Below are 25,800 nucleotides of genomic sequence, written 5' to 3'. Positions count from 1 at the left end.
GCCCATGGGCAGCATCGTCGCCGAAAACCGCAAGAGCCTGATGCTCTTCTCCGGACGGGGTTTTCCGGAGCTCGCCAAGGAGATCGGTGAGGTGCTCGGCGTCGCGCCGACTCCTTCCGACTCGTACGATTTCGCCAACGGTGAGATCTTCGTACGCTTCAAGGACTCGGTACGCGGTTCGGACGCCTTCGTGGTGCAGTCCGTGACGCACGGGGTCAACACCTGGGTGATGGAGACCCTGATCATGGTCGACGCGCTGAAGCGCGGTTCGGCCAAGCGGATCACCGTGGTCCTGCCGTTCTACCCCTACTCGCGGCAGGACAAGAAGCACCGCGGCCGGGAGCCGATCTCGGCGCGGCTGGTGGCCGACCTGCTGAAGACCGCGGGCGCGAACCGGATCCTGACGGTCGACCTGCACACCGCCCAGATCCAGGGCTTCTTCGACGGTCCGGTGGACCACCTGTTCGCCATGGATGTGCTGGCCGAGTACGTGGAGCACAAGTACGCGGGCCGGCCGATGACCGTGGTGGCGCCGGACTCGGGTCGGGTGCGGGTGGCCGAGCGCTGGACGGACCGGCTGGGTGGCTGCCCGCTGGCGTTCATCCACAAGACGCGGGATCCGCTGAAGCCGAACCAGGTGGTGGCGAACCGGGTGGTCGGCGAGGTCGAGGGCCGGGTCTGCCTGATCGTCGACGACATGATCGACACCGGTGGCACGATCAGCAAGGCCGCCGACATCCTGAAGGAGTCGGGCGCGGCGGAGATCGTGGTGGCCTCCACCCACGCGCTGCTGTCCGACCCGGCGACCGAGCGGCTGAAGAACAGCCCGATCAGCGAGGTCGTGGTGACCAACACGCTGCCGCTGCCGCCGGAGAAGCAGCTCGACAAGCTGACCGTGCTGTCGATCGCCCCGCTGTTGGCCCGGGCGATCCGGGAGGTCTTCGACGACGGCTCGGTGACCACCCTGTTCGGTGGCCTGAGCTGAGTTCCGCGCCCCGCCGGCGGCGGCCCTCCGCGTGGGGGTCGTCGCCGGTCGGGAAAGTGGCGGGCACGGTGTCGCCGGCGGTGATATGGGGACTGCCGGAAAGCTCGGAAATCGCTCGGGTAGACTGGTGCGGTTGCCATGGCGAGGGTGCCCGGCGGGCCGCTGAAAAGCACCGCACGGAGGCGCCGTCATCGACGCGGTGCTCCGGGCGGTCGTTCACGACGTTGAGCCCCAGCGAGCCCCTCGCCCAGCACCGCCAGACGACAAGCCGCCGCAGCGAAGCATCAGGAGTTTCCCCGTGTCCGAGGTAAAGATCAGCGCCGAGCCCCGTACCGAGTTCGGCAAGGGTGGTGCCCGTCGTACCCGCCGGGCCGGCAAGGTGCCCGCCGTGCTGTACGGCCACGGCGAGAAGCCCAAGCACATCGCGCTTCCGGCGCGTGATTTCGCCGCCGCGATCCGCAAGGGCGGTGCGAACCAGCTCTTCGCGATCGAGGTCAGCGACGGCACCCAGGTGCTGGCGCTGCCGAAGGCGATCCAGCGTGACCCGATCAAGGACACCTTCGAGCACGTGGACCTGCTGCTGGTCCGCCGCGGCGAGAAGGTCACCGTCGAGGTCCCGATCCAGCTGACGGGTGAGGCCGCGAAGGACACCCTGATCGTGCACGACCACGACACGCTCACGGTGACCGCCGACGCCACGAAGGTGCCGGACCACCTGGAGGCGTCGATCGAGGGCGCCGAGGCCGGCACCCAGATCACCGCCGCCGACGTGACGCTGCCGGCCGGTGTCGAGCTGGTCGCGGACGGGGAGCTGCAGGTCGCCTCGGTGACCGCCGCCCCGACCGCCGAGCAGCTCGAGGCCACGCTCCCCGAGGTCGAGGTCGCCGAGGAGGAGGCCGAGGCCGAGGTCGGCGAGGAGACCGCCGAGGCTCCGGAGGGCGCTCCGGCCGAGGGCGAGCCGGCTGCCGAGGAGCCGAAGACCGAGGCCTGATCGGTTTCGCAGGCTGTGCGACAGGCGTCCCCGGTTCCCGGGGGCGCCTGTCGGCGTATCGGAGACGGTTCGGCGGGCTGAGCGGAAGGAACGTGGCGTGACGGACGAGGCGGGGCCGTGGCTGGTGGTCGGCCTGGGCAACCCCGGTCGGGAGTACGCGGGGAACCGGCACAACGTCGGCTTCATGGTGGCGGAGCTGCTGGCCGCCCGGGTGGGCGGGAAGTTCGGCCGGCACAAGCGTGCGGTGGCCGAGGTGGCCGAGGGTCGGCTGGGTTTCGGCGGCCCGAAGCTGGTGCTGGTGAAGCCGCTGACGTACATGAACCTCTCCGGCGGTCCGGTGGTCGGGCTGGCGCAGTTCCACAAGATTCCGCCGGGGCGGGTGATCGCGGTGCACGACGAGCTGGACATCCCCTACGGCCAGCTGCGGGTGAAGTGCGGCGGCGGCGAGGGCGGCCACAACGGTCTGCGCTCGATGTCGAAGTCGCTCGGCACGAAGGACTACGTGCGGGTGCGGTTCGGTATCGGTCGGCCGCCGGGCCGGCAGGACCCGGCGGACTACGTGCTGTCGGACTTCTCCGCGGCTGAGCGCAAGGAGCTGGAGTTCCTGGTGGACCGGGCGGCGGACGTGGTGGAGTCGGTGGTGACCAAGGGCGTGGAGCCGACGCAGAACCTGTACCACGGGGCGTGAGGCGCCGGGCGGGGCATCCCGGGCGGGTCGGTCCGGTGCCGGTAGTCTGCGCCTTCTGACGTGCGACGGCGGGCGACGGGAGCGGGAACACCATGGGCAGTCCTCCGATGATCGACGGCGCGTTCGCCAGGTGGTTGGCGGCCCGGGCCGGGCAGGCGCTGATGGGCCTGCGCACGGAGCTGGGCTTCGCCGACGCGGGGGCGTTGAAGTCGGCCGGGGACAAGGTCTCGCACGATCTGATCCGCACCGAGCTGGCGAAGTGGCGGCCGGCGGACGCGGTGCTGTCGGAGGAGGACGAGGGTTCCCGGCTGGCCTGGACGGCCGAGGTGAGCAGCGACGCGGTGTCCCGGCTGAACGCGGACCGGGTGTGGATCATCGACCCGCTGGACGGGACCCGGGAGTTCGCCGAGGAGGGCCGCTCGGACTGGGCGGTGCACGTGGCGCTCTGGTCGCGCAGCGCGCCGACGCCGCACGGGCTGGTCGCGGGCGCGGTGGGGTTGCCGGCGCAGCACCGGGTGCTGGGCACGGACTACCCGCCGGCGTACCCGCCGATGACGCTGGAGGCCGCCACGGCGGGCGGCGGCAGGACCATCCGGTTGGCGGCCAGCCGTAGCCGTCCGCCGGTTTTCCTGACCGATCTGGCAGAGGACATCGGCGCGCATCTGGTTCCGATGGGCTCGGCGGGCGCGAAGATCGCCGCTGTGGTCACCGGCGAGGTCGACGCGTACATCCACGCGGGCGGTCAGTACGAGTGGGACTCGGCTGCTCCGGTCGCTGTGGCGACGGCCACCGGACTGCACGCTTCCCGGATCGACGGATCTGCGCTGAAATACAACGAGGCCGACCCACGCCTGCCCGACCTGCTGGTCTGCCGCAAGGATCTCGCCAGCCGGTTGCTTGCAGCGCTGCAGAGGCATTCCGGGTAGCCTGAGCGTTCTTCTTCACGAGTCCGACCGGAAAGGTCTGGAATCCCGATGTGCGGATCCGAGCGAATCGAGTTCGTGTCATGACGGCCACCGCCGCGTACCAGGTGTCCCACCTGGACGCTCTCGAGGCGGAGAGCATCTTCGTGATGCGTGAGGTCGTCGCCGAGATGGAGCGCCCCGTGCTGCTCTTCTCCGGCGGCAAGGACTCGATCGTGATGCTCCGGTTGGCCCAGAAGGCGTTCGCCCCGGCCAACATTCCCTTCCCGGTGATGCACGTCGACACCGGCCACAACTTCCCCGAGGTTCTCGAATACCGGGACCAGCGCGTCGCCGAGCTGGGTCTCCAGCTCATCGTGGCCAGCGTGCCGGAGGCTCTCACCAAGGGGCTGGTGCGCGAGTCGGCCGACGGCATGCGCAACCGGATCCAGACGCCGGTGCTGCTCGACGCGGTGGAGAAGCACCGCTTCGACGCGCTGTTCGGCGGCGCGCGCCGGGACGAGGAGAAGGCCCGGGCCAAGGAGCGGGTGTTCAGCTTCCGCGACGAGTTCGGCCAGTGGGACCCGAAGAACCAGCGCCCCGAGCTGTGGGCGCTCTACAACGGCCGGCACCACCCGGGCGAGTCGATCCGGGTGTTCCCGCTCTCCAACTGGACCGAGCTGGACGTCTGGCACTACATCGCCCGGGAGCAGATCCCGCTGCCGTCGATCTACTACGCCCACGAGCGCGAGGTGATCGAGCGCGACGGCATGTACTACGCGGTCAACGAGTTCTTCCGCGCCCGCGCCGGCGAGCAGCCGTTCAAGGCCCAGGTGCGGTACCGGACCGTGGGCGACGCCTCCTGCACCGCGGCGGTCCGCTCGGACGCCGACACGGTGGAGAAGGTGATCGAGGAGGTGGCCGCCACCCGGATCACCGAGCGCGGTGCGACCCGCGGCGACGACCGGGTCAGCGAGGCCGCCATGGAGGACCGCAAGCGGGAGGGCTACTTCTGATGAGCGTGGAGACGCTGGCGCCGGCCGAGAGCGAATCGGCGCGCCCCATGGACCTGCTGCGGTTCGCCACCGCGGGCAGCGTCGACGACGGCAAGTCGACCCTGATCGGCCGGCTGCTGTACGACACGAAGTCGCTCTTCACCGACCAGCTCGCCGCGGTCGAGGCGGTCAGCGCGGCCCGGGGCGACGAGTACACCAATCTGGCGCTGCTCACCGACGGCCTGCGCGCCGAGCGGGAGCAGGGCATCACCATCGACGTGGCGTACCGCTACTTCGCCACGCCGCGGCGGAAGTTCATCATCGCCGACACCCCGGGGCACATCCAGTACACCCGGAACATGGTCACCGGCGCCTCCACGGCCGACCTGGCGCTGATCCTGGTGGACGCGCGCAAGGGCCTGGTGGAGCAGTCCCGCCGGCACGCGTTCCTCTGCTCGCTGCTGCGGGTGCCGCACCTGGTCCTCTGCGTGAACAAGATGGACCTGGTCGACTGGTCGCAGGAGGTGTTCGAGCAGATCGCCGACGAGTTCACCGCGTTCGCCGCGAAGCTCGACGTGCCGGACCTGACCGTGGTGCCCATCTCCGCGCTGCAGGGCGACAACATCGTCACCCGCTCGGAGAACATGCCCTGGTACGAGGGCCCGTCGCTGCTGCACCACCTGGAGCGGGTGCACATCGCGTCCGACCGCAACCTGGTCGACGTCCGCTTCCCGGTGCAGTACGTGATCCGGCCGCAGTCCACCACGGTCACCGACTACCGGGGCTACGCGGGCCAGGTGGCCTCGGGCGTGCTCAAGGCTGGCGACGAGGTGATGGTGCTGCCGTCGGGCTTCACCAGCCGGATCGCCGCCGTGGAGACCGCCGACGGTCCGGTGGATGAGGCGTTCCCGCCGATGTCGGTGACCGTCCGCCTGGCCGACGAGATCGACATCTCGCGCGGCGACATGATCTGCCGGCCGAACAACGCGCCGGCCGTCGCGCAGGACATCGAGGCGATGATCTGCTGGATGGACGAGACGCGCCCGCTCCAGGTCGGGGCCCGGTACGCCATCAAGCACACCACCCGCTCGGCGCGGGCCATCGTCCGTGGGCTGCACTACCGGCTGGACATCAACTCGCTGCACCGCGACGAGACGGCCGGTGAGCTGAAGCTGAACGAGATCGGCCGGGTGCGGCTGCGGACGACGGTCCCGCTGCTGGCCGACGAGTACCGGCGCAACCGCACCACGGGCGGTTTCGTCGTCATCGACGAGGCCACCAACCGCACGGTCGGCGCCGGCATGATCGTCGAGGCCGGCTGACCGCTGCCCACACGCGAGGAAGGGCCCCCGGTCGACCGGGGGCCCTTCTCCGTCGTCAGTCGAGGCGGGTCGCGCCGCCGGCCGGGAGGACGGGGAGGGTGTGGGGCGCGGTGAAGCCGCGGTCGGCGTACGCGGCGGCCACGGCGGCCGCCACCGCGTCGGCGGCGTCCGCGTCGACCAGGGCGAGCACGCAGCCGCCGAAGCCGCCGCCGGTCATCCGCGCCCCGTACGCCCCGGCGGCCAGGGCCGCCTCGACCGCGGTGTCGATCTCCGGCACGGTGATCTCGAAGTCGTCCCGCATCGAGGCGTGCGAGGCGGTCAGCAGCGGGCCGATGTCGCGGATCCGCCCGGCGCGCAGCAGCTCGACCGTGTCGAGCACCCGCTGGTCCTCGGTGACGACGTGCCGGACCCGGCGGCGGGTCTCGGGGTCGTCGAGGCGGGCCAGCGCGGCGTCCAGGTCGGCGGTGGCGACGTCGCGCAGGGCGGCCACCCCGAGCGCCTTGGCGGCCCGCTCGCAGGACTTGCGGCGGGCGGCGTACTCGCCGTCGGCGTGCCGGTGCGGGGCGCGGCTGTCGACCACCAGCATGGCCAGCCCGGCGGCGTCCAGGTCGAACGGGATCTGCTCGACCTCCTCGGTGCGGCAGTCGAGGAAGAGGGCGTGCCCGGACCGGCCGCGGATCACCGCGGACTGGTCCATGATGCCGGTGGGTGCGCCGACGTAGTCGTTCTCGGCCCGCTGGGCGAGGCGAGGCCAGCGGTCGGCGGGGAGGTCCAGCCCGCCGAGGTCGACCAGGGCGGCGAGCACCGCCGCCTCGATGGCCGCCGACGAGGAGAGCCCGGAGCCGACCGGCACGTCGGAGGCGACGGCCAGGCGGGCGCCCGGGACGTCGTGGCCGGCGGCGCGCAGCGCCCAGACCACCCCGGCCACGTAGGCGGCCCAGCCGTCGACGCGGCCGGGTTCATCGGCCCCGGCCGGCCCGAACTCCACGGGCTCGTCGTCCAGCTCCGACCAGACGGACCAGCGCCCGTCGTCGGCGAGCGCCGCGGCCACGACGGTACGCAGCGGCAGCGCGAAGGGCAGCACGAACCCGTCGTTGTAGTCGGTGTGCTCGCCGATCAGGTTGACCCGGCCGGGAGCCGCCCAGCGGCCCGCCGGCTCCGCGCCGTACCGCTGCCGGAAGCCGGCGGTGGCGCGGGCCGCGACGTCGCCGGCGGCGCTCACTTTTGCCCCAGGATGTGCGTGCGGTAGAACTCCCAGGCGTCGCCGACCATGTCCTGGAGGGTGGGCTTCTCCGGCACCCAGCCCAGCTCGGCGCGGGCCAGCGCGGAGGAGGCGACCAGCTCGGCGGGGTCGCCCTCGCGGCGCGGGGCCACCTCCACCGGCACCGGGTGCCCGGTGACCTCGCGGACCACCTCGATCACCTGCCGGTTGCTGAAGCCGTTGCCGTTGCCCAGATTGTAGATCCGGTGCCGGCCCCCGGTGGCGGCGTCGAGGGCCAGCAGGTGCGCGCGGGCCAGGTCCTCGACGTGGATGTAGTCGCGGACGCAGGTGCCGTCCACGGTCGGGTAGTCGTCGCCGAAGAGCTGGAACTTGTCGCGCCGGCCGGCGGCCACCTCGAGGGCGAGTGGGATGAGGTGGGTCTCGGGGTCGTGCCGCTCGCCGATGGTCCGCCCGTCGTGCCGGTAGGCCCCGGCCACGTTGAAGTAGCGCAGCGAGACGGCGGCCAGGTCGTGCGCGACCGCCTCGGAGGTGAGCGCCATGTCGACGGCCAGCTTGGTCGCACCGTAGGTGTTGGTGGGGGCCTTGACGGCGGTCTCCGGGATGGGCAGCTCGGTGGGGTTGCCGTAGACGGCGGCCGTGGAGGAGAAGACCAGCCGGGGCACCCGGGCGGCGCGGACCGCGTCGATCAGGGCGAGCGAGCCGACCGTGTTGGTGTGCCAGTAGAGCTCCGGCTTGACCATCGACTCGCCCGCGGCGATCAGGGCGGCGAAGTGCAGCACGCCGTCGAAGCCGGCATCGGGGGTGAGCACCCGGGCGGCCTCGTGGATCGGCAGGTCGACGTGGGTCGCCTCGGGGGCGAGGGCCTCCCGGTGGCCGGTGCGCAGGTCGTCCAGCACGGTCACCTGGTGACCGTGGTCGAGCAGCATCCGGGTCACCACGCTGCCGATGTAACCGGCGCCGCCGGTGACGAGCAGTTTCACGTCGCTCCTCCTGCCTGGGCCGCGCGCCGCGGCCGCCGTCCGTGATCACCCTACGGCCGCCGGCTGTGTCGCGGCGGTGAGTGCGGGCGTCCCCTATTCCACCACAATCCTTCATGATTGAACAGATCCGAACATCGCGCCGGGTGTCCGGCGCCCGCTGTCTACCATCTTTGTCATGCGGGAGGGAGGTGGTCCCGGGCCCCGGCGGCGCCCGCCGGGGCGGCCGAGACGCGAACCCGGACCCGTGGCCCGCACCGTGGCCCGGCTCGTGGTGCGCGCCGCCGACGGCGCCACCCGCCTGGTCACCGACCTGCTCGGGGCCAGCCCGACCGCCGGCCGGGAGCGGATCAGCGAGGCCGAGCTGCGTGACCTGGTCGCGGCCAACACGGTGCTCGACCCCGACGAGCGGCGGATCATCGACGAGGTGTTGGTGGCCGGCGCGCGGCTGATCCGCGAGGTGATGGTGCCGCGCACCGAGGTGGTCTTCCTCGCCGCCGGGATCACCGTGGCCGAGGCCGAGCGGCTGGTCCGCGCCGAACCGCACACCCGCTACCCGGTGGTCGACGGCACCCACGACGACGTGGTCGGCTTCGCCCATCTGCGGGACGTGCTGCTCCGCCCCGAGCGGGACCCGCGCGCCACGGTCGCCGAACTGACCCGCGAGGTGAAGCGGCTCCCGGGCAGCAAACGGGTGCTGGCCGCGCTGACCGAGATGCGCCGCGAGGGCCACCATCTCGCCGTGGTGGTCGACGAGTACGGCGGCACCGCCGGCATCGTCACCTGCGAGGACCTGGTGGAGGAGCTGGTCGGGGAGATCCACGACGAGGACGACGCCCCGCCCGAGCCGGCCCACGCCGGCCTGCCGGCCGTGGTCGACGGCCGGCTCAACCTGGCCGACTTCGCCGAACGCACCGGCGTGCCGCTGCCCGCCGGGCCGTACGAGACGGTCGGCGGCTTCGTGATGGCCGCGCTCGGCCGGCTGCCGGTCACCGGCGACGAGGTGCCGGTGGCCGTCGACCCGGACGACACCGGCGGACCCGACCCGGACGACCCGGCCGGCGGCTGGCTGCTGCGGGTCGTGGCCCTCGACGGGCGGCGGGTGTCCCGCCTGGCGGTCTCCCCGGCCCGCCTGCCCGAGCCCCGGCGCGAGGTCACGGCCCCGCTCCCGCCCGTGCCCACCCGACCCGCCGGCCCGTCATGACGGACGCCGGGGCTTGCTGACAGAATTGCCGGCATGTCCGACGTACCCGCCCGCCCGCGCGTCTTCTCCGGCATCCAGCCGACGGCCGACTCGTTCCACCTCGGCAACTACCTGGGCGCGGTACGGCACTGGGTGGCCCTGCAGGACAGCCACGACGCGTTCTACTGCGTGGTGGACCTGCACGCGATCACCGCCGGGCACGACCCGAAGGTGCTCAAGCAGCGCAGCCGGGTCGCCGCCGCGCAGCTCTTCGCGGTCGGCCTCGACCCCGAGCGCAGCACCCTCTTCGTCCAGTCGCAGGTGCCCGAGCACCCGCAGCTGGCCTGGGTGCTCGGCTGCATCACCGGCTTCGGCGAGGCGAGCCGGATGACCCAGTTCAAGGACAAGTCCCAGAAGCAGGGCAGCGAGCGGGCCAGCGTCGGCCTGTTCACCTACCCGATCCTGCAGGCGGCCGACATCCTGCTCTACCAGGCCCACGCGGTGCCGGTCGGCGAGGACCAGCGGCAGCACCTGGAGCTCTCGCGCGACCTGGCCCAGCGGTTCAACTCGCTGTTCGGCCCGACCTTCACGGTGCCCGCCCCGCACATCGTCAAGGACACCGCGAAGATCACCGACCTGCAGGACCCGACGGCCAAGATGTCGAAGTCGTCCTCCTCCCCGGCCGGCATCATCGACCTGCTGGAGGACCCGGCCCGCTCGGCCAAGAAGATCCGCTCGGCGGTCACCGACACCGGCCGCGAGATCGTCTTCGACGCCGAGGGCAAGCCCGGCATCTCCAACCTGCTGACCATCTACTCGGCGCTCTCCGGGCGCGGCATCGACGACCTCGTCGCCGCGTACGACGGCAAGGGCTACGGCGACCTGAAGAAGGACCTCGCCGAGGTGGTGCGGGAGTTCGTCACTCCGATCCAGGAGCGCACCCGCGCCTACCTCGACGACCCGGCGCAGCTCGACAAGCTGCTCGCGCAGGGCGCGGAGAAGGCCCGCGTGGTCGCCGCCGAGACGCTGCGCACCGCGTACGAGCGGATCGGCTTCTTCCCGCCGGTCCGGTTCGAGTAGCGGCCCGGCGGGAACGGGTGTCGCAGTCGGTGGCCGGAGGGATGGCGCGCAGCGTGGATGGAAGGGACGGGTCGCCGGACGCCGGTGACACCATCCAGATCGGGATCGCGGTCGACATCCCCGAGCCGTGGGGCGGGATCCTCACCCGCCGGCGGATCGAGGCCGGCGACCCGCAGGCCGTCCCGGCGCACGTCACCCTGCTCGGGCCCACCGAGATCCCGGTGCGCGCGCTGCCGGCCGTCGAGGAGCACCTGGCCCGGGTGGCGGCCACCCACCTGCCGTTCACCCTGCACCTGCGGGGCACCGGCACGTTCCGGCCGGTCACCCAGGTGGTCTTCGTGGCGGTGGCCGCGGGGATCAGCGAGTGCGAGCTGCTCGCCGCGGCCATCAACGCGGCCCCCGAGCTGCACCGCGAGGCGCGCTTCCCGTACCACCCGCACGTCACCGTGGCCCAGGACGTGCCGCCCGAGGTGCTCGACAAGGCGTACGAGGACCTGGCTGACTTCTCCGCCCTCTTCGAGGTCGAGGCGTTCACCCTGTTCTCGCACAGCGGGGCCACCCGGTGGCAGCCCCGCCGCGACTTCCGCCTCGGCGGCTGAGCTGAGCGCGCGGCCGGCCTGTCTCCGGGGGGCGGGCGGATCGGCGAGGATGTCGGGGTGAACGTCATCGGCCGGATCGAGGCGGTGCTCGGCCGCCGCGTCGACGCGGCCCGGGTCCGGTCGTCGGCCTTCGACCACGTGTGGCGCGCCGGCACGCTCTACGCCAACCTCCTCGCCGGCCGGTTGGCCGCCGCGATCGCCTACTACGGCTTCTTCGCCGTGTTCGCGCTGGCCCTGGTCGGCTATTGGATCTTCGGCACGATCCTCCAGGACAACCGTGAGGTGAGCAGGGCGGCGGCCGACTTCCTGGACGAGAACCTGCCCTTCCTCGACGCCAAGCAGATCGCCGAGAGCAGCAACACCGTCGGGGTGATCGGCCTGGTCATCCTGGTCTTCACCGGGATCGGCTGGGTCGAGGCGATCCGCTCCTCGCAGCGGCTCATGTACGGCTTCAACCAGCAGCCCGGCAACCTGGTGATCCGCCGCCTGGTCGACCTGGGCGTGCTGGTCGCGGTCTTCGTGCTGCTCGGCATCTCGGTGGCCGCCGTGGACGCGCTGGAGTCGCTGCTGCGCTTCCTGCTGCGCAGCACCGGATCGGTCGGGTTGACCACGGTCAGCGCGGTGCTCAGCGTGGTGGTCAACGCGGTGCTGGCCACCGCGCTGCTGGTGGCGGTGCCCCGGCTGCGGATGAGCCGCCGCCGGCTGCGTCCCGCCGTGCTGACGGTCGCCGTCGGCATCACGCTGCTCAACACGGTGGGGCGCTACTACGTGGTGCGCACCGAGCGGAACCCGGCCTACACCGTCGTGGCCACGGCGGTGGGGCTGCTGCTCTACCTCTACCTGCTCAACCAGATGGTGCTCTTCGGCGCGGCGCTGGCCGCCACGAGTCGCTACGGGCGGGTGGTGGACCTGGCCGAGGGTGGCGGCGGGCGGTACGTGGACGTCGAGGTCGACGAGGACACCGACCCGGGCACGCCGGGAGGGGCGGGATGAGCACCCGGATCCGGATCGAGCAGGACTCGGCGGTGCCGCCGTACGAGCAGGTGCGCGGGCAGCTCGCCGCGATGATCGGCGACGGCCGCCTGCCGGTCGGCACCCGCCTGCCCGCGGTCCGGCAGCTCGCCGCCGACCTGGGCCTGGCCGTGAACACCGTGGCGCGGGCGTACCGGGAGCTGGAGTCGGCCGGGCTGGTGCAGACGCGCGGGCGGCACGGCACCGTGGTGGCCCCCGGCCGCGACGACGCCACCGACCGCCTGCACCGCGCCGCCACGGCGTACGCCGCCGAGGCGCTCCGCCTGGGCGTCCCGCCGGACCGCGCCGTCGCCCTGGTCCGTGCGGCTCTGGACGCCGGTACGCACGGGTGAGAGCGACCGCCGGAGAGGGGGGAGTTGGCGCGAATGAGGCGCACGTCCGCGCCGCCACCGACCATGATGGGCCGGTGGGCGCACTCATGACACTGGACCTGCCGGACGACTCGCCGATGCTGGGCCTGCCGTGGATCATCACCTTCGGCCCGCTCGGCGACGACGACGAGTGGGAGCCGGTGGTCTGCGGCCCGTACGAGCGGCCGCACGCTCTCGCCCTGGCCGAGGCGGTGGTGGCCGAGGAGCAGCTCATGGCGGTGGTGGAGCCGCTGCTGCCGGCGCTCACGCCCGAGGAGATCCGCAGCGAGATCGCCGCGGCGCAGATCGCCGCCGAGGACGAGGCGGCCCAGGTGGACCAGGCCGACCTCTACGGCGACTTCGAGGACGTGATCGACGAGGAGTTGGAGCTGGCCGCCGAGCGGGAGCCGCAGCCGACGGCCCCGCCCAGCCGGGACGAGGTCCGGGCCGGGCTCGCCCGGATCGCCGAGCTGCTGACCAGCCGGGGAGCCTGAGGGCTCATTTCGGCGGCCCGTCGAGCACGCAGAACTCGTTGTCCTCCGGGTCGGCGAGCACCACGAAGCCCTCCGTGCCGGTCTGCCCGACGTCGACGCGCCGGGCGCCGAGCCCGATCAGCCGGTCGACCTCGGCCGCCGCGTCCCCGTCGGAGACCAGGTCCAGGTGCAGCCGGTTCTTGCCGTGCTTCGGGGTGCCGCTGCCCTGCAACCAGACGGTCGGGCCGGGCCGGCCGGGCGGCGGATAGAGCCTCGCGTTGCCGTCGCCGCCCCGGCGGACGGTGTAACCGAGGGCGGCCGACCAGAAGTCGATCATCCGGTCGAGGTCGCCGATGTCGAGGGTGTACTGCGCCACGTGTGCGGTCATCGCCCCGTGGTACCCCGACGGTCCCAGATGGACACCGGCCCCTCGGGAACGAGTCCCCGAGGGGTCGGCGCCACCTCACCCCCCACCACAAGGGGTCGGTAGCCCAGCCGCCCGTCGGCGCGGGGCACAACGGACGACCAGGTCAATGACGGGTTACCCGGCTCAGCGCCGTTCGAACCACGCAGCCGCGTCCACCGGCAGAACGTGCCCGTCGCCCCGCTCGGTGAGGTCGGCGCTGGCGACGACCGGCCGGCCGTGACCGGCGACCGTCACCTCCGCGCCACTGAGGTTGACCACGCAGGTCAGCTCGGCGTTCCCGGCGGAGCGGCGGAACGCGAGCACCCCGGGCTCGGTCTCCAGCCAGGTGATGCCGCCCGTGCCGGCCAGGGCCGGGTGCTCGTGCCGGATCCGCAGCGCGGCCCGGTAGAGCTCCAGCGTCGAGCCGGTCACCCCGGCCTGGGTGGCCACCGAGAGGGCCCGCCAGGTCGCCGGGGCCGGCAGCCAGCTCAGCGCGCTGCCCTCCGGGCCGAAGCCGTACGGGGCCAGCTCGCCGCTCCACGGGATCGGCACCCGGCAGCCGTCCCGGCTCTCCCCGGTGCGCAGGAACGCGGGGTCCTGCCGCAGCTCGTCGGGGAGGTCCAGCACCTCGGGCAGGCCCAGCTCCTCGCCCTGGTAGACGTAGGCGCAGCCGGGCAGGGAGAACATCAGCAGGGCGGCGGCCCGGGCACGGCGCAGGCCGACCTCGCCGTCGCCGTAGCGGGTGACGTGCCGCTGCCGGTCGTGGTTGGAGAGCACCCAGGTGGTCGGGGCGCCCACGATCGTCGACTCGGCGAGCGCCGTGTCGATCACCTTGCGGAACGAGTCGGCCGACCAGGTGGCGTCGAGGAAGTCGAAGCTGAACGCCTGGTGCAGCTCGTCCGGGCCGATGTAGCGGGCCAGCCGCTGCGGGGTCTCCGCCCACGCCTCGGCGACCGCCATCCGCCCGCCCGGGTAGCTGTCCAGGATCGGCCGCCAGGCGCGGTAGATGTCGTGCACCTCGTCCTGGTCGAAGTAGGGCAGGCGGCCCTTGCCCAGCAGCTCGGACTGGCGCCGGCCGGTGGTCATCGAGTTGAAGCCGACGTCCGGCAGCCCCTCGGCCTTGATCATCCCGTGCGCCACGTCGATCCGGAAGCCGTCCACGCCCCGGTCGAGCCAGAACCGCAGGATGTCCTCGAACTCGGCGCGCACCTCGGGGTGGCGCCAGTTCAGGTCGGGCTGGGCCGGGTCGAACAGGTGCAGGTACCACTGGCCGTCGGGCACCCGGGTCCACGCGGGGCCGCCGAAGATGCTCTCCCAGTCGTTCGGCGGCAGCTCGCCCCGCTCGCCCCGGCCCTCGGCGAAGAGGTAGCGCTCGCGCTCGGGGGAACCGGGGCCGGCGGCGAGGGCCACGGTGAACCAGGGGTGCGCGCTGGAGGTGTGGTTGGGCACCAGGTCCACGATGATCCGCAGGCCCAGGGCATGCGCGTCGGTGATCATCGCGTCGAAGTCGGTCAGGTTGCCGAAGAGCGGGTCCACGTCCCGGTAGTCGGCCACGTCGTAGCCGGCGTCGACCTGGGGCGAGGTGTAGAAGGGGGTCAGCCAGAGCGCGTCCACCCCGAGTTCGCGCAGGTACGGCAGGCGCTGCCGGATGCCCTGGAGATCCCCGACGCCGTCACCGTTCGCGTCCGCGAAGCTGCGGACGTACACCTGGTAGACGACCGCGGACCGCCACCAGTCGTCGTCGGCGGTCAGCGGCGTGGGGTGGGGGGCGGAGGTCATCGGTGTGGATCCCCGTTCTCTGGCGCGGGACGGCAGGGCGTCTGAGCAGAATGCCGCTCAGTCGCTGCAAGAGTCAAGCATTCCTTGCGCAAGAACTGACGGCAAGGGTCAGGCGGGGACCGCCAGGGTGGGGTCGACCGAGGAGGGGCGCTGGCGCTTCGCGCCACCGGCCGGGCGGGCCACCGCGGTCGAGCCGCGCACCACCAGCTCGGGGCGGAACAGGTACTCGGAGTTCGGGGCGGCGTGCCCGTTGATCTCGTCGACCAGGGCGCGGACGGCGGCCACCGCCATGGCCGCGACCGGCTGCCGCATGGTGGTCAGCGGCGGGTCGGTGAAGGCCATCAGCGGAGAGTCGTCGTAGCCGACCACCGAGACGTCGTCGGGAACGCTGAGGCCGCGCTGCCGGGCGGCCCGGATCGCGCCCAGCGCCATCAGGTCCGAGCCGCAGACCAGGCCGGTGACGCCACGCTCGATGAGCCGGCTCGCGGCGGCCTCGCCGCCCTCGACGCCGAACAGGGAGAGCTCGGCCAGCTCGCCGACCTCCGCCTCGGTGGTGCCGACGAGCCGGTTCATCGCAGCGCGGAAGCCGGCCACCCGGCGCTGCACCGGCACGAAGCGGTCCGGGCCGGTGATCAGGCCGATCCGCCGGTGGCCGAACGCCACCAGGTGCGCGACGGCCAGCTCGGTGGCCTCGCCGTCGTCGCACGAGACGAAGGGCGCCGAGATGCCGGGCGCGTACCCGTTGATCATGACGATCGGCAGCGGGCGGGCGATCAGGGCGCGGTACCGGTCGTGGTTGGCGGCGGTGTCGGCGTGCAGGCCGGACACGAAGACGATCCCGGAGACCTGCCGGTCGAGCAGCATCTCGACGTACTCGTCCTCGGTGACCCCACCGGGGGTCTGCGTGCAGAGCACCGGGGTGAAGCCGCTCTGCGCCAGCGTCGACTCGATGACCTGGGCGAAGGCCGGGAAGATCGGGTTGTCCAGCTCGGGCACGACGAGGCCGACCAGCCCGGCGCTGCGCTTGCGCAGCCGGGCGGGGCGCTCGTAGCCGAGCACGTCGAGGGCGGTGAGGACGGCCTGCCGGGTCTCGGGGGCCACTCCGGGGCGGTCGTTGAGCACCCGCGACACCGTGGCCTCGCTGACTTCGGCCTGTTGGGCGATGTCGGACAGTCGAGCGCGCATGGCGGCACTTTAGCTCACGGGCAAGTTCTTGCGTACGCTCCTGCAAACCCTTCCATTATCTGCAACGTCTTGCTAACGTCCCCGCAACATGCGAGACCAGCGGCGCAACATCCCCGCGCCGGTCAGCAAGAACTTTCCGAGGTTTCCACTGGCGAGCCGCCCTTCCCCCGGCGCGCCGCCATGACGACAGGAGTACCGATGCGCATCCGTACCGCGGGTGTGGTCGCTGTCCTCGGCCTGGCGCTCGCCGCGTCCGGCTGCGGCGGCGGTGACAGCGACAAGCCGGCCGCCAAGGAGTCCGCCAAGGCCACCGGCGGCAAGCTGGTCATCTGGGCCGACGACAAGCGGACCGCGGCCCTGAAGCCGTTCGCCGAGGAGTTCGGCAAGGAGAACGGCGTGACCGTCGAGGTCCAGGCCGTCTCCAAGGACCTGCAGACCAACTTCGTCACCGCCTCGCAGCAGGGCAGCGGCCCGGACGTCGTGGTCGGCGCGCACGACTGGATCGGCAACATGGTCCAGAACGGCGCCATCGACCCGGTGCAGCTCGCCGCCGAGCAGAAGAGCGCGTTCAACGAGACCGCGATCAAGGCGGTCACCTTCAACGGCCAGCTCTACGGCGTCCCCTACGCCACGGAGAACATCGCGCTGATCCGCAACACCGAGCTGGCCCCCGAGGCGCCGAAGACGATCGAGGACCTGGTCGCCGCCGGCAAGAAGCTCAAGGCCGAGAAGAAGGCCAGCGAGATCCTCTGCCTCCAGTCCGGCCAGAACGGCGACGCCTACCACATCTACCCGCTGTACACCTCGGGCGGCGGCTACCTGTTCGGCACCGCGGCCAACGGCGACTACGACCCGAAGGACCTGGGCGTGGGCAAGCCGGAGTCGATCGCGGCCTTCCAGAAGATCGCGAAGCTCGGTGAGAAGGGCGACGGCGCGCTGAAGCGCTCCATCACCGGCGAGAACTCCATCGCCACCTTCACCGGCAAGAAGTGCGCCTTCCTGGTCTCCGGCCCGTGGGCCATCGCGGACGCGAAGAAGGCCAACATCAAGTACGACATCTCCCCGGTCCCCGGCTTCGCCGGTGGCAAGGAGGCCCAGCCGTTCGTGGGCGTGCAGGCCTTCTACGTCGCTGCCAAGGGCAAGAACAAGGCCCTGGCGCAGGAGTTCGTCACCAACTACGTGACCAAGCCCGAGCTGGCCGTCGCGCTGTACAAGGCCGAGCCGCGCCCGCCGGCGCTGACCGCCGCCTTCGACCAGGTGAAGGGCGAGGACGCGGACCTGGCCAAGTTCTCCGAGGCCGGCAAGAATGGCCAGGTGCTCCCGGCGATCCCGGCCATGGCCGCGATCTGGGACCCGTTCGGCAAGGCGGAGGCCGCCATCATCGGCGGCGCCGACCCGGCCAGGACGATCACCGCCGCGGGCAAGACCATCGCGGGTCAGATCAAGTAATGAGCACGTCGCTGTCCGGCCCGGGGTCTGCTGAGCAGGCCCCGGGCCGGGAGCCCGTTCGCCGCGGGCTCCCGCGCACGCCCCGTACCGCGCGGAACCACGCGCCGATCACCGCGACCGGCCTCGTCGTCAAGGTGGTCCTGCTCGGCCTGGTGGCCGGGATCGCGATCTGGGCGGCGTTCCCGCTCGTCGAGGCCGAGCACTGGGTCGGACTGGCGATCCTCGCCGCCACCACGGCGGGCCTGTTCTACCTCTACCTGAGCCGGCGGCACATCCCGGCCAAGTACCTGGTCCCCGGCACGATCTTCCTGATCGCCTTCCAGGTCTTCCCGGTGCTCTACACCGCGAGCACCGCGTTCACGAACTTCGGCGACGGCCACCGCGGCAGCAAGGACGACGCGATCGTCGCCATCCAGACCTCCTCGGTGCAGCAGGTCCCCGGCTCCACCGAGTACTCCCTCTCCATCGCCACGAAGGGCGACCCGGCCACCGGCGCGCTGGTGTTCCTGCTCAGCGACCCGAAGACCAGGGAGGTCTTCGCCGGTGACGCGGGCGGGCTACGCAAGCTCGACGCCGCGGACGTCACGGTCAGCCCGACCGGCAAGATCACCGAGGCCGCCGGCTACACCGTGCTCAACTTCGGTCAGGCCAGCGGGCGCAGCAAGGACATCACCGACCTGGTGGTGCCGACCGCCGGCGGCGCGGTCCGCTCCAACGGACTGTCCCGCGCCTACGAGGGCAAGGCCGTGCGGGCGTACGACGCGGGCTGCGACTGCGTCAGGGACAGCGAGACGGGCAGGACCTGGACCGCCGACCCGGCGAACGGCTCCTTCGTCGCCGCCGACGGCGAGCGGCTCGCCCAGGGCTGGAAGGTCAACGTCGGGCTGAAGAACTTCACCCGCGTGCTCACCGACCCGGACATCTCCGGCCCGTTCTTCGGCACCCTGCTGTGGAACTTCGCCTTCGCGATCGGCTCTACCGGGCTCACCTTCCTGCTCGGCATGGCCATCGCGCTCGCCCTGCACTCGCCCCGGATGCGCGGCACCAACTTCTACCGGGTGCTGCTGATCCTGCCGTACGCCATGCCGTCGTTCGCCATGCTGCTGGTCTGGCGGGACATGTTCAACACCGACTTCGGCCTGGTCAACGACCTGTTCGGGCTGGACATCGACTGGTTCGGCGGCACCTGGTCGGCCCGGATCGCGGTGCTGCTCGTGCAGCTCTGGCTGGGCTACCCGTACATGTTCCTGGTGGCCACCGGAGCGCTGCAGGCGATCCCGCGGGAGCTCACCGAGGCCACCTCGGTCGACGGTGCCAGCCCGTGGCAGTCCTTCCGGGCGGTCACCCTGCCGCTGCTGCTGGTCGCGCTCTCCCCGCTGCTGATCGCGTCGTTCGCCTACAACTTCAACAACGTCAACGCGATCCTGTTCACCACCGAGGGCGGCCCGTTCGCGCCGGACAACCCGACCAACGGCGCCACCGACCTGCTCATCACCTACACCTACCGGCTGGCCTTCGGCGCGCAGGGCGCCGAGTACGGACTGGCCACCACGGTTTCGATCTTCATCTTCGCGATCGTGGCGATCGTGGCGGCGATCAGCTTCTCGCGGACCCGCAAGCAGGAGGAGGTCTACTCGTGACCACCTTGTCGGACGCCGCCGTCGCCAACCGGGCCGGGGGAAGGTCGAAGAGCCGCTGGTTCGCCCAGGTGGGCTGGCGGCACGTGGTCGGGGCGCTGGCCGTGGCGTTCAGCCTCTTCCCGATCCTGTTCGTGATCTCCGCGGCGCTCAACCCGCTCGGCACGCTCTCGTCGACGGAGTTGCTGCCGACCGGGGCGTCCCTGGAGAACTTCACCAACCTGTTCCAGAAGACGCCGTTCGCCCACTGGTTCCTCAACTCGCTGCTGCTCGCCGGCGTGGCCAGCTTCGCGTCGATCTTCCTGTCGGCGCTGGCGGCGTACGCGTTCTCCCGGATGCGGTTCGCCGGTCGCCGGGTCGGGCTGCTCGCGCTGCTGCTGATCCAGATGTTCCCGCAGTTCCTGGCCATCGTGGCGATCTTCCTGATCTTCACGACGGTCACCGACCTGTGGCCGGTGATCGGCTTCAACACCCCGTGGGGGCTGTTCCTGCTCTACATGGGCACCGCGCTCGGCGCGAACACCTGGCTGATGAAGGGCTTCTTCGACACCCTGCCGAAGGAGCTGGACGAGTCGGCGACCATGGACGGCGCCTCGCACGCCCAGGTCTTCTTCCGGATCATGATGCCGCTGGTGGCGCCGATCCTGGCGGTGACCGGGCTGCTCGCCTTCATCGGCTCGATCAACGAGTTCATCATCGCCAACGTGTTCCTCACCGAGCCGAACTCGAAGACCCTGGCGGTCGGGATGTTCGGCATGGTGGCGGGCGAGCGCAACAACAACTTCGGGATGTTCGCGGCGGGCACCCTGCTCACCGCCATCCCGACGGTGCTGGTGTTCCAACTGCTCCAGCGCTACATCGTCTCCGGCCTCACCGCCGGAGCCGTCAAGGGCTGAGCCTCCTCGGCTCACGCTGCGGCAAGGGCGTCGTGTCGACGTACACCGGAGCGGTTTCCGGGCGGACCGCCGCGGTCGGGTGACCGGCCGCGGCGGGTGCCCGCCCCACTCCCTGTCCTCGACGACGCGAAAGGCACGCCCGTGTCCCTCCAGCCCCACCACGACGGATCCGCCACCTACGTCCCCGAGCAGGAACCCGCCCTCGGGCAGACCGTCCCCGTCTTCGTCCGGGTGCCGACCGGCGCCGACGTCCGCCAGGTGCACGTCCGGACCACCGGTGACGGCGAGCCGCGCTTCGCCGAGGCGGTGGTCGACCGCACCGAGGGCGGTGACGTGTGGTGGCGGGCCGAGGTCGAGGTCCGCAACCCGGTCAGCAACTACCGCTTCCTGCTCGACGGCGCGGCGGGCGCCCGCTGGCTGAACGCGGCCGGCCTCGTCGGCCACGACGTGCCGGACAACGGCGACTTCAAGCTGGTCAGCTACGCGTCGCCGCCGGCCTGGGCCCGGGACGCGGTGATCTACCAGATCTTCCCGGACCGGTTCGCCCGCTCGGCCGCCGCGGCGGGCCGCACGGCGCCGGACTGGGCGATCCCGTGCGACTGGGACACGCCGGTGATCGGGCGGGGCCCGGAGACCCCCCGCCAGTTCTACGGCGGCGACCTCGACGGGGTCACCGAGCGGCTGGATCACCTGGACCGGCTCGGTGTGAACACCGTCTACCTCACGCCGATCTTCCCGGCCCGCTCCAACCACCGGTACGACGCGGCGAGCTTCGACACCGTCGACCCGCTGCTCGGCGGGGACGCCGCCCTGGCCCGGCTGGCCGACGCGGTGCACGCCCGGGGCTGGCGGCTGCTCGGCGACATCACGAGCAACCACACCGGCGACGCCCACCACTGGTTCACGGCCGCCGTCTCCGACGTGCACGCGCCCGAGCGGGAGCTGTACTACTTCGACCTGCCCGGCGGGGATTTCGAGTCGTGGAACGGGGTCACGTCGCTGCCGAAGCTCAACTGGGGCAGCGCCGAGCTGCGCCGCCGCTTCGCGACCGCCGAGGACTCGCTGCTGCGCCGCTGGCTGCGCCCGCCGTACGCGCTGGACGGCTGGCGGGTGGACGTGGCGAACATGACCGGCCGGCGGGGTGCCGACGCGTACACGCACGAGGTGGCGCGGCTGCTGCGGGAGGTGGTCGCCGACACCCGGGCCGACGCGCTGCTGCTCGCCGAGCACGGCCACGACCACACCGGTGACCTGGACCGCGACGGCTGGCACGGCACCATGAACTACGTCGGCTTCACCGACCCGGTGTGGTCCTGGCTGCGCCGGGGCGACGGCACGCTGCCGAACTTCCTCGGCACCCCGGGCGGGGTGCGGCGGCGGGACGGGGGCGCGGTGCTGGCCACCATCAACACCTACCGGTCGCTGATCTCGTGGCGGTCGTACACGCACTCGTGGCAGCTGCTCGGCTCGCACGACTCCGCGCGGATCCGGACGGTGGTCGGTGACGCGGCCCGGCAGGAGGTGGCCGCCGGCCTGCTCGCCACCATGCCCGGCACGCCGATCGTCTTCGCGGGCGACGAACTGGGCCTGACCGGCGCCAACGGGGAGGGCTCGCGTACCCCGATGCCGTGGCACCGGCCGGAGAGCTGGGACGGGCGCACCTTCGACACGTACCGGTCGCTGCTGGCGCTGCGCCGTGGCGAGCCGGCCCTGCGGCACGGCGGCCTGCGCTGGGTGCACGCCGACGCGGACACGCTGGTCTTCCTCCGCGAGGCGCCGGCCGGCGCGGTGCTGGTGCTGGCCCGCCGCGCGGCCGGCGCCCCGGTCCGGCTGACCGGCCTGCCGGCCGGCGAGAACGTGTACGGCGGCGCCCCGGCACTGCGCCCCGACGCGGACGGCGCCGTCATCCTCCCGGCGGACGGCCCCACCTTCCAGGTGTGGCGCCTCGCCTGAAGCCGAAGGAAGGCCCCCTCTCCACGCCCACGGTGGAGGAGGGGGCCTCTCCTAACCGCGGTGGGCGGCCAGGATGGCGCGGACGCCGGTCAGGTAGGTGTGCCGGTCCGGGGAGCCGGTCAGGATCCGCTGCAGGAGATATCCGGGGACCAGGGCGAACAGGGCCGCGCCGACCGCTTCCGGGTCGGCGTCGGCGGGCAGCTCGCCAGCTGTTCGGGCGCGCCGGGCCAGCGTGGCGAAGTGGGTGCGGAAACCGGCGTACGTGCGGCCGACGAACTCGGCCAGCACCGGGTCCCGTTGCGCCTCGCCCCACACCTGGATGGCCAACGGCAGCACGCCGTCCGGGCCGGTCTGCGCGTCGACGTAGGTGAGGGCCCGGTCCAGCGCGTCGACAAGCGGCAGCGGCGGATCGGCCGCGGCCAGTTCGGCGAAGAGCCCGTCGGCGCCGCCGATCACCGACTGGGCGATCGCCGTGATCAGGTCGTTCTTGCTCGGGAAGTAGCGGTAGACCGCGCCGACCGAGAGCCCGGCCTCCCTGATCACGTCCTGCATCGAGGTGTTGTGGAAGCCGTCGCGCCGGAAACAGCGCCGGGCCGCGTCGAGGATCTGCTGGCGGCGGGCCGCGAGGTGTTCGTCCGATACGCGTGGCACGACCCACAGTCTAAAGCGAACGTTCGTTCTTGACGGCGGACCGTCCGGCGGCGCACCCTCAGCTCAAGAGAACGAACGTTCGTTTTAAGGAGGCGGCGATGCCCGCTCACCCGTACCGGCCCCGCTCGCCCTGGCTACTCGCCGCCCTGCTCGCCAGCCTCACGGTCGTGGCGCAGGCGCTGCTCGTACCCCTCTTCGCGGCGCCGGCCACCCACCTGGCGCCGCGCGACCTCCCGATCGCCGTCGCCGGGCCGGCGCCCGCGGCCACCGAGCTGGCCGCCCGGCTCACGGCGGCCCGCCCCGGCGGCTTCGCCGTCACCACGCTGCCGGACGCGGCGGCCGCCGACCGGGCGCTGCGCGACCGGGAGGCGTACGCCGCCTTCGTGGTCGGCCCGGACGGCGTCGCCCTGCACACCGCGCCGGCCGCGAGCCCGACCGTCGCGGCCCTGCTCACCGAGGCCGCCACGCAGCTCTCCGCCGGCCGCCCGGTGCCGGTGGTGCAGGTCGTGCCGGCCGTCCCGGACGACCCGCGGGGGGCCGGTTTCGCCGCCGGGTTCCTGCCGCTGGCGCTGGCCGGCATGCTGGCCGGGGCCCTGCTCACCGTGCTGGTCGCCCGGCGCGCGGCACGGCTGGCCGGCCTGATCGGCTATGCCGTCCTGGCCGGCCTCGTGGGGACCGCGGTGCTGCACGGCTGGCTCGGCGTCATCGACGGCGACCTGTGGCGCGAGGCGGGCGCCATCGGGCTGTTCGCGCTGGCCGCGGCGGGCACCGTGGCGGGCCTCGGCGCGCTCCTCGGCGCTCCCGGGATCGGGCTCGGCGCGCTGCTCGTCTTCCTGGTCGGCAACCCGCTCTCGGCGGTGGGCGCCGCGCCCGAGCTGCTGCCGCAACCCTGGGGGACCGTGGGGCAGTTCCTGCCGGTCGGTGCGGGCGGCACGCTGCTGCGCTCGGCGGCCTTCTTCGACGGGGCGGGAGCCGGCCGGCCGTTGGCCGTGCTGGCCGGGTACGCGCTCGCCGGCCTGGCCCTGGTCCTCGTCGGCCGCCGGTCCGTCCGCGTGGGCGCGGTCAGCCCGGAGCCGGCCGGACGGCCCGCCGAGGTCACGGTATGACGGCACCTCGGCGGGCCGGCTACTACAAAGCGTCGTTGAGGGGGGAGGATGGCCGGCGTGGAAGCTCTTCGACTGATCCTTCTCTACGTCCATCTGATCGGCTTCGCGATGCTGCTCGGCGGCTCGATCGCCCAGTACGTCAGCGGCCGGCTCCGGATCAACGCGGCCATGCTCTGGGGCTCGGTGATCGGCCTGCTGACCGGAATCGGGCTGTCCGCCCCGCTGCGCGACGGCGACGAGCCGGCACCGGCCAAGCTTGTTACCAAGTTGGTGCTCGCGCTGCTGATCTTTGTCATGGTCTTCTTCGCCCGTAAGCGGGAGTCCGTGAACCGCGGGCACTTCCTCGCGATCATCGGGTTGACGCTGGTCAATGCGGCGGTGGCGGTCTTCTGGCGTTAGCCCTCCGGCGCAGCGGGAAGACCACGGGAAACGGACGTTCGCGACACCTCTCCGGAAGGCCGCGGGCACGAAAGGTGATGTGCCCCACGCATCGGTTACGTAGGGGTAACGACCGCCCAACAGTCGTGCACGATTGTCGGCCGGTGGGTGGGCGCGGGCGTACGCTCCCGTCCGTAACGTGGGACGCCGGCGGCACACCGCAGGCCGGCGCAAGGGCTGCCACCGCGCACGACGCGGTGTGCAATGGGAAGGAGACGTCTTGCGCGCTGTGCGTGGGATGCGGATCGCCTCCGCCATCGTGGCGGGTGGCCTCGTGCTGGGCGCCGCCGCTTGTGGTGAGGCTCCCAAGGACGACAACAACGCCGGGGGCAACGGCGGCAAGAAGTTCAGCGCCTGCATGGTGACGGACGTCGGCGGCATCGATGACAAGTCCTTCAACACCTCGGCCTGGAAGGGCCTTCAGGAGGCGAAGAAGGAGAACGACAACATCGACATCAAGAACGTCCAGTCGAAGGCCGAGGCGGACTACGAGGTCAACCTGACCGGGTTCGTCAACCAGAAGTGCGACTTCATCCTGGCCGTCGGTGGCCTGATGCAGGACGCCACCAAGAAGATCGCCACGGCGAACCCGAACCAGCAGTTCGGCATCGTGGACGCGAACCCGGGCGTGGACAACGTCTACCCGATGCAGTTCGACACCGCGCAGGCCGCCTTCCAGGCCGGTTACCTGGCCGCCGGGCTGAGCAAGTCGGGCAAGGTCGGCACCTACGGTGGTCTCCCGATCCCGCCGGTCACCATCTTCATGGACGGCTTCGCCGACGGCGTGGCGTACTACAACAAGGCCAAGAACAAGAACGTCCAGGTCATCGGCTGGGACAAGGCCACCCAGAAGGGCTCCTTCACCAACGACTTCGTCAAGCAGGACGAGGGCAAGAAGGTCTCCGACGCGCTGGTCGCCCAGGGCGCGGACATCATCATGCCGGTCGCCGGCGGCGCCGGCCTCGGCACCACCGCCGCGGCGCAGGCATCCAACGGCAAGTACTCGGTCGTGTGGGTGGACGTCGACGGCTGCGAGAGCACCCCGAACTGCCCGGCGCTGGTCACCACGGTCGTCAAGAACATCCCGGACGCCGTCAAGGACGCCGTGCTGAAGGCCGCCAACGGCGAGAAGCTGCAGGCCAAGCCGGGCTTCGTCGGCACCCTGGCCAACAACGGTGTCTCGATCGCCCCGTACCACGACTTCGACAGCAAGGTCCCGGCGGACCTGAAGGCCGAGGTCGACAAGATCAAGGCGGACATCGCCGCCGGCACCATCACGGTCACCTCGAAGGCCCAGCCGACCAAGTGACCGCTCCGCCGACCCCCGCGGTGAGATCATCGGCAGCGGGGGCCGGCGGGCACCAGATCTGACGATCCGGCCGCCTCGGCGCACGCGGGAAGCCCCGCGCGGCGTCGGGGCGGCCGATCACCTTGATCCCCCACTGACCCCCACCCGGCGCGGTGGCGGCGCGGCAGCCGCTACGCTGCACCATCGCTCGCA

At 72.0% G+C, this 25,800-nt stretch carries 25 protein-coding genes; 19 read left to right on the top strand and 6 right to left on the bottom strand.

Annotated elements, in window-relative coordinates:
• Positions 1–4 precede the first annotated feature (4 nt).
• From NFX44_RS31120 to cysN, 6 genes are all read left to right on the top strand, one after another.
• Positions 5–985, top strand: a complete 981-nt coding sequence (locus NFX44_RS31120; RefSeq protein WP_262287165.1) for a ribose-phosphate diphosphokinase — start codon at positions 5–7, stop codon at positions 983–985.
• 298 nt (positions 986–1,283) lie between these two features.
• A complete protein-coding gene (locus tag NFX44_RS31115) occupies positions 1,284–1,976 on the top strand; it encodes a 50S ribosomal protein L25/general stress protein Ctc (protein ID WP_262287164.1) in 693 nt (230 codons plus the stop codon).
• A 97-nt stretch (positions 1,977–2,073) separates the two neighbouring features.
• Positions 2,074–2,664, top strand: coding sequence for an aminoacyl-tRNA hydrolase (pth, locus tag NFX44_RS31110; RefSeq protein ID WP_262287163.1), 591 nt, complete (start codon positions 2,074–2,076; stop codon positions 2,662–2,664).
• A 92-nt stretch (positions 2,665–2,756) separates the two neighbouring features.
• A complete protein-coding gene (locus NFX44_RS31105; RefSeq protein WP_262287162.1) occupies positions 2,757–3,590 on the top strand; it encodes an inositol monophosphatase family protein in 834 nt (277 codons plus the stop codon).
• An 80-nt stretch (positions 3,591–3,670) separates the two neighbouring features.
• Entirely contained in the window at positions 3,671–4,582 is a 912-nt protein-coding gene (cysD, locus tag NFX44_RS31100) for a sulfate adenylyltransferase subunit CysD (protein ID WP_262287161.1), read from the top strand.
• Positions 4,582–5,883 carry a sulfate adenylyltransferase subunit CysN gene (gene cysN, locus NFX44_RS31095; RefSeq protein WP_262287160.1) on the top strand — a complete coding sequence of 434 codons (1,302 nt, stop codon included), beginning with the start codon at positions 4,582–4,584 and terminating at the stop codon, positions 5,881–5,883. Before cysD ends, cysN begins: the two co-directional genes overlap by 1 nt.
• A 55-nt stretch (positions 5,884–5,938) precedes the next feature.
• Here cysN and galK read toward each other — a convergent pair whose 3' ends face one another.
• Together galK and galE are read right to left on the bottom strand one after the other, a co-directional pair.
• Positions 5,939–7,105, bottom strand: a complete 1,167-nt coding sequence (gene galK, locus NFX44_RS31090) for a galactokinase (RefSeq protein ID WP_262287159.1) — start codon at positions 7,103–7,105, stop codon at positions 5,939–5,941.
• Positions 7,102–8,031, bottom strand: coding sequence for a UDP-glucose 4-epimerase GalE (gene galE, locus NFX44_RS31085; RefSeq protein ID WP_262287204.1), 930 nt, complete (start codon positions 8,029–8,031; stop codon positions 7,102–7,104). The genes galK and galE overlap by 4 nt, the downstream gene beginning before the upstream one ends.
• Before the next feature lie 229 nt (positions 8,032–8,260).
• Between galE and NFX44_RS31080 the strand changes: the two genes are divergently transcribed.
• From NFX44_RS31080 to NFX44_RS31055, 6 genes are all read left to right on the top strand, one after another.
• Positions 8,261–9,286, top strand: a complete 1,026-nt coding sequence (locus NFX44_RS31080; protein ID WP_262287158.1) for a hemolysin family protein — start codon at positions 8,261–8,263, stop codon at positions 9,284–9,286.
• 33 nt (positions 9,287–9,319) lie between these two features.
• Positions 9,320–10,345 (top strand): tryptophan--tRNA ligase, encoded by a 1,026-nt coding sequence (gene trpS, locus NFX44_RS31075; protein ID WP_262287157.1) that lies wholly within the window; start codon positions 9,320–9,322, stop codon positions 10,343–10,345.
• A gap of 41 nt (positions 10,346–10,386) precedes the next feature.
• Positions 10,387–10,944 (top strand): 2'-5' RNA ligase family protein, encoded by a 558-nt coding sequence (locus NFX44_RS31070; protein WP_262287156.1) that lies wholly within the window; start codon positions 10,387–10,389, stop codon positions 10,942–10,944.
• Positions 10,945–11,001: 57 nt separating this feature from the next.
• Entirely contained in the window at positions 11,002–11,937 is a 936-nt protein-coding gene (locus NFX44_RS31065; protein WP_262287155.1) for a YihY/virulence factor BrkB family protein, read from the top strand.
• Positions 11,934–12,308, top strand: a complete 375-nt coding sequence (locus tag NFX44_RS31060) for a GntR family transcriptional regulator (protein WP_262287154.1) — start codon at positions 11,934–11,936, stop codon at positions 12,306–12,308. The genes NFX44_RS31065 and NFX44_RS31060 overlap by 4 nt, the downstream gene beginning before the upstream one ends.
• A gap of 74 nt (positions 12,309–12,382) precedes the next feature.
• The gene (locus NFX44_RS31055) at positions 12,383–12,820 is read left to right on the top strand and encodes a hypothetical protein (RefSeq protein WP_262287153.1); all 438 of its coding nucleotides are present in this window, start codon (positions 12,383–12,385) and stop codon (positions 12,818–12,820) included.
• 4 nt (positions 12,821–12,824) lie between these two features.
• Here the strand turns inward: NFX44_RS31055 and NFX44_RS31050 are convergent, their stop codons facing one another.
• The 3 genes from NFX44_RS31050 to NFX44_RS31040 all read right to left on the bottom strand — a co-directional run bounded on the left by NFX44_RS31050 (position 12,825) and on the right by NFX44_RS31040 (position 16,169).
• A complete protein-coding gene (locus NFX44_RS31050) occupies positions 12,825–13,187 on the bottom strand; it encodes a VOC family protein (protein ID WP_262287152.1) in 363 nt (120 codons plus the stop codon).
• A gap of 162 nt (positions 13,188–13,349) precedes the next feature.
• The gene (locus NFX44_RS31045) at positions 13,350–14,984 is read right to left on the bottom strand and encodes a glycoside hydrolase family 13 protein (protein ID WP_262287151.1); all 1,635 of its coding nucleotides are present in this window, start codon (positions 14,982–14,984) and stop codon (positions 13,350–13,352) included.
• Positions 14,985–15,092: 108 nt separating this feature from the next.
• Positions 15,093–16,169, bottom strand: coding sequence for a LacI family DNA-binding transcriptional regulator (locus NFX44_RS31040; RefSeq protein WP_262287150.1), 1,077 nt, complete (start codon positions 16,167–16,169; stop codon positions 15,093–15,095).
• A 198-nt stretch (positions 16,170–16,367) separates the two neighbouring features.
• On the opposite strand from NFX44_RS31040, the gene NFX44_RS31035 reads away from it, so the two are divergent.
• The 4 genes from NFX44_RS31035 (at position 16,368) to NFX44_RS31020 (ending at position 22,104) form a co-directional block, all read left to right on the top strand.
• Positions 16,368–17,618 carry a maltose ABC transporter substrate-binding protein gene (locus NFX44_RS31035; protein ID WP_262287149.1) on the top strand — a complete coding sequence of 417 codons (1,251 nt, stop codon included), beginning with the start codon at positions 16,368–16,370 and terminating at the stop codon, positions 17,616–17,618.
• The gene (locus NFX44_RS31030; protein WP_262287148.1) at positions 17,618–19,258 is read left to right on the top strand and encodes an ABC transporter permease subunit; all 1,641 of its coding nucleotides are present in this window, start codon (positions 17,618–17,620) and stop codon (positions 19,256–19,258) included. Before NFX44_RS31035 ends, NFX44_RS31030 begins: the two co-directional genes overlap by 1 nt.
• Complete coding sequence (locus NFX44_RS31025) at positions 19,255–20,151, top strand: sugar ABC transporter permease (protein ID WP_262287147.1); 897 nt, start codon at positions 19,255–19,257, stop codon at positions 20,149–20,151. The genes NFX44_RS31030 and NFX44_RS31025 overlap by 4 nt, the downstream gene beginning before the upstream one ends.
• A 141-nt stretch (positions 20,152–20,292) precedes the next feature.
• The gene (locus NFX44_RS31020; RefSeq protein WP_262287146.1) at positions 20,293–22,104 is read left to right on the top strand and encodes a glycoside hydrolase family 13 protein; all 1,812 of its coding nucleotides are present in this window, start codon (positions 20,293–20,295) and stop codon (positions 22,102–22,104) included.
• Between the two features lie 51 nt (positions 22,105–22,155).
• On the opposite strand, the gene NFX44_RS31015 is transcribed toward NFX44_RS31020, so the two are convergent.
• Positions 22,156–22,755, bottom strand: coding sequence for a TetR/AcrR family transcriptional regulator (locus NFX44_RS31015; RefSeq protein WP_262287145.1), 600 nt, complete (start codon positions 22,753–22,755; stop codon positions 22,156–22,158).
• A 98-nt stretch (positions 22,756–22,853) separates the two neighbouring features.
• On the opposite strand from NFX44_RS31015, the gene NFX44_RS31010 reads away from it, so the two are divergent.
• The 3 genes from NFX44_RS31010 (at position 22,854) to NFX44_RS31000 (ending at position 25,608) form a co-directional block, all read left to right on the top strand.
• Positions 22,854–23,861, top strand: coding sequence for a hypothetical protein (locus NFX44_RS31010; protein ID WP_262287144.1), 1,008 nt, complete (start codon positions 22,854–22,856; stop codon positions 23,859–23,861).
• Between the two features lie 57 nt (positions 23,862–23,918).
• Positions 23,919–24,260 carry a hypothetical protein gene (locus NFX44_RS31005; protein ID WP_262287143.1) on the top strand — a complete coding sequence of 114 codons (342 nt, stop codon included), beginning with the start codon at positions 23,919–23,921 and terminating at the stop codon, positions 24,258–24,260.
• Between the two features lie 277 nt (positions 24,261–24,537).
• Positions 24,538–25,608, top strand: a complete 1,071-nt coding sequence (locus NFX44_RS31000) for a BMP family protein (protein ID WP_262287203.1) — start codon at positions 24,538–24,540, stop codon at positions 25,606–25,608.
• Positions 25,609–25,800: the final 192 nt, after the last annotated feature.

The sequence above is a fragment of the Micromonospora sp. MA102 genome (genome assembly GCF_025460765.1).
GTDB classification, from domain to species: domain Bacteria; phylum Actinomycetota; class Actinomycetes; order Mycobacteriales; family Micromonosporaceae; genus Micromonospora; species Micromonospora halotolerans.
This window is presented reverse-complemented; position numbering and strand designations above follow the sequence as displayed.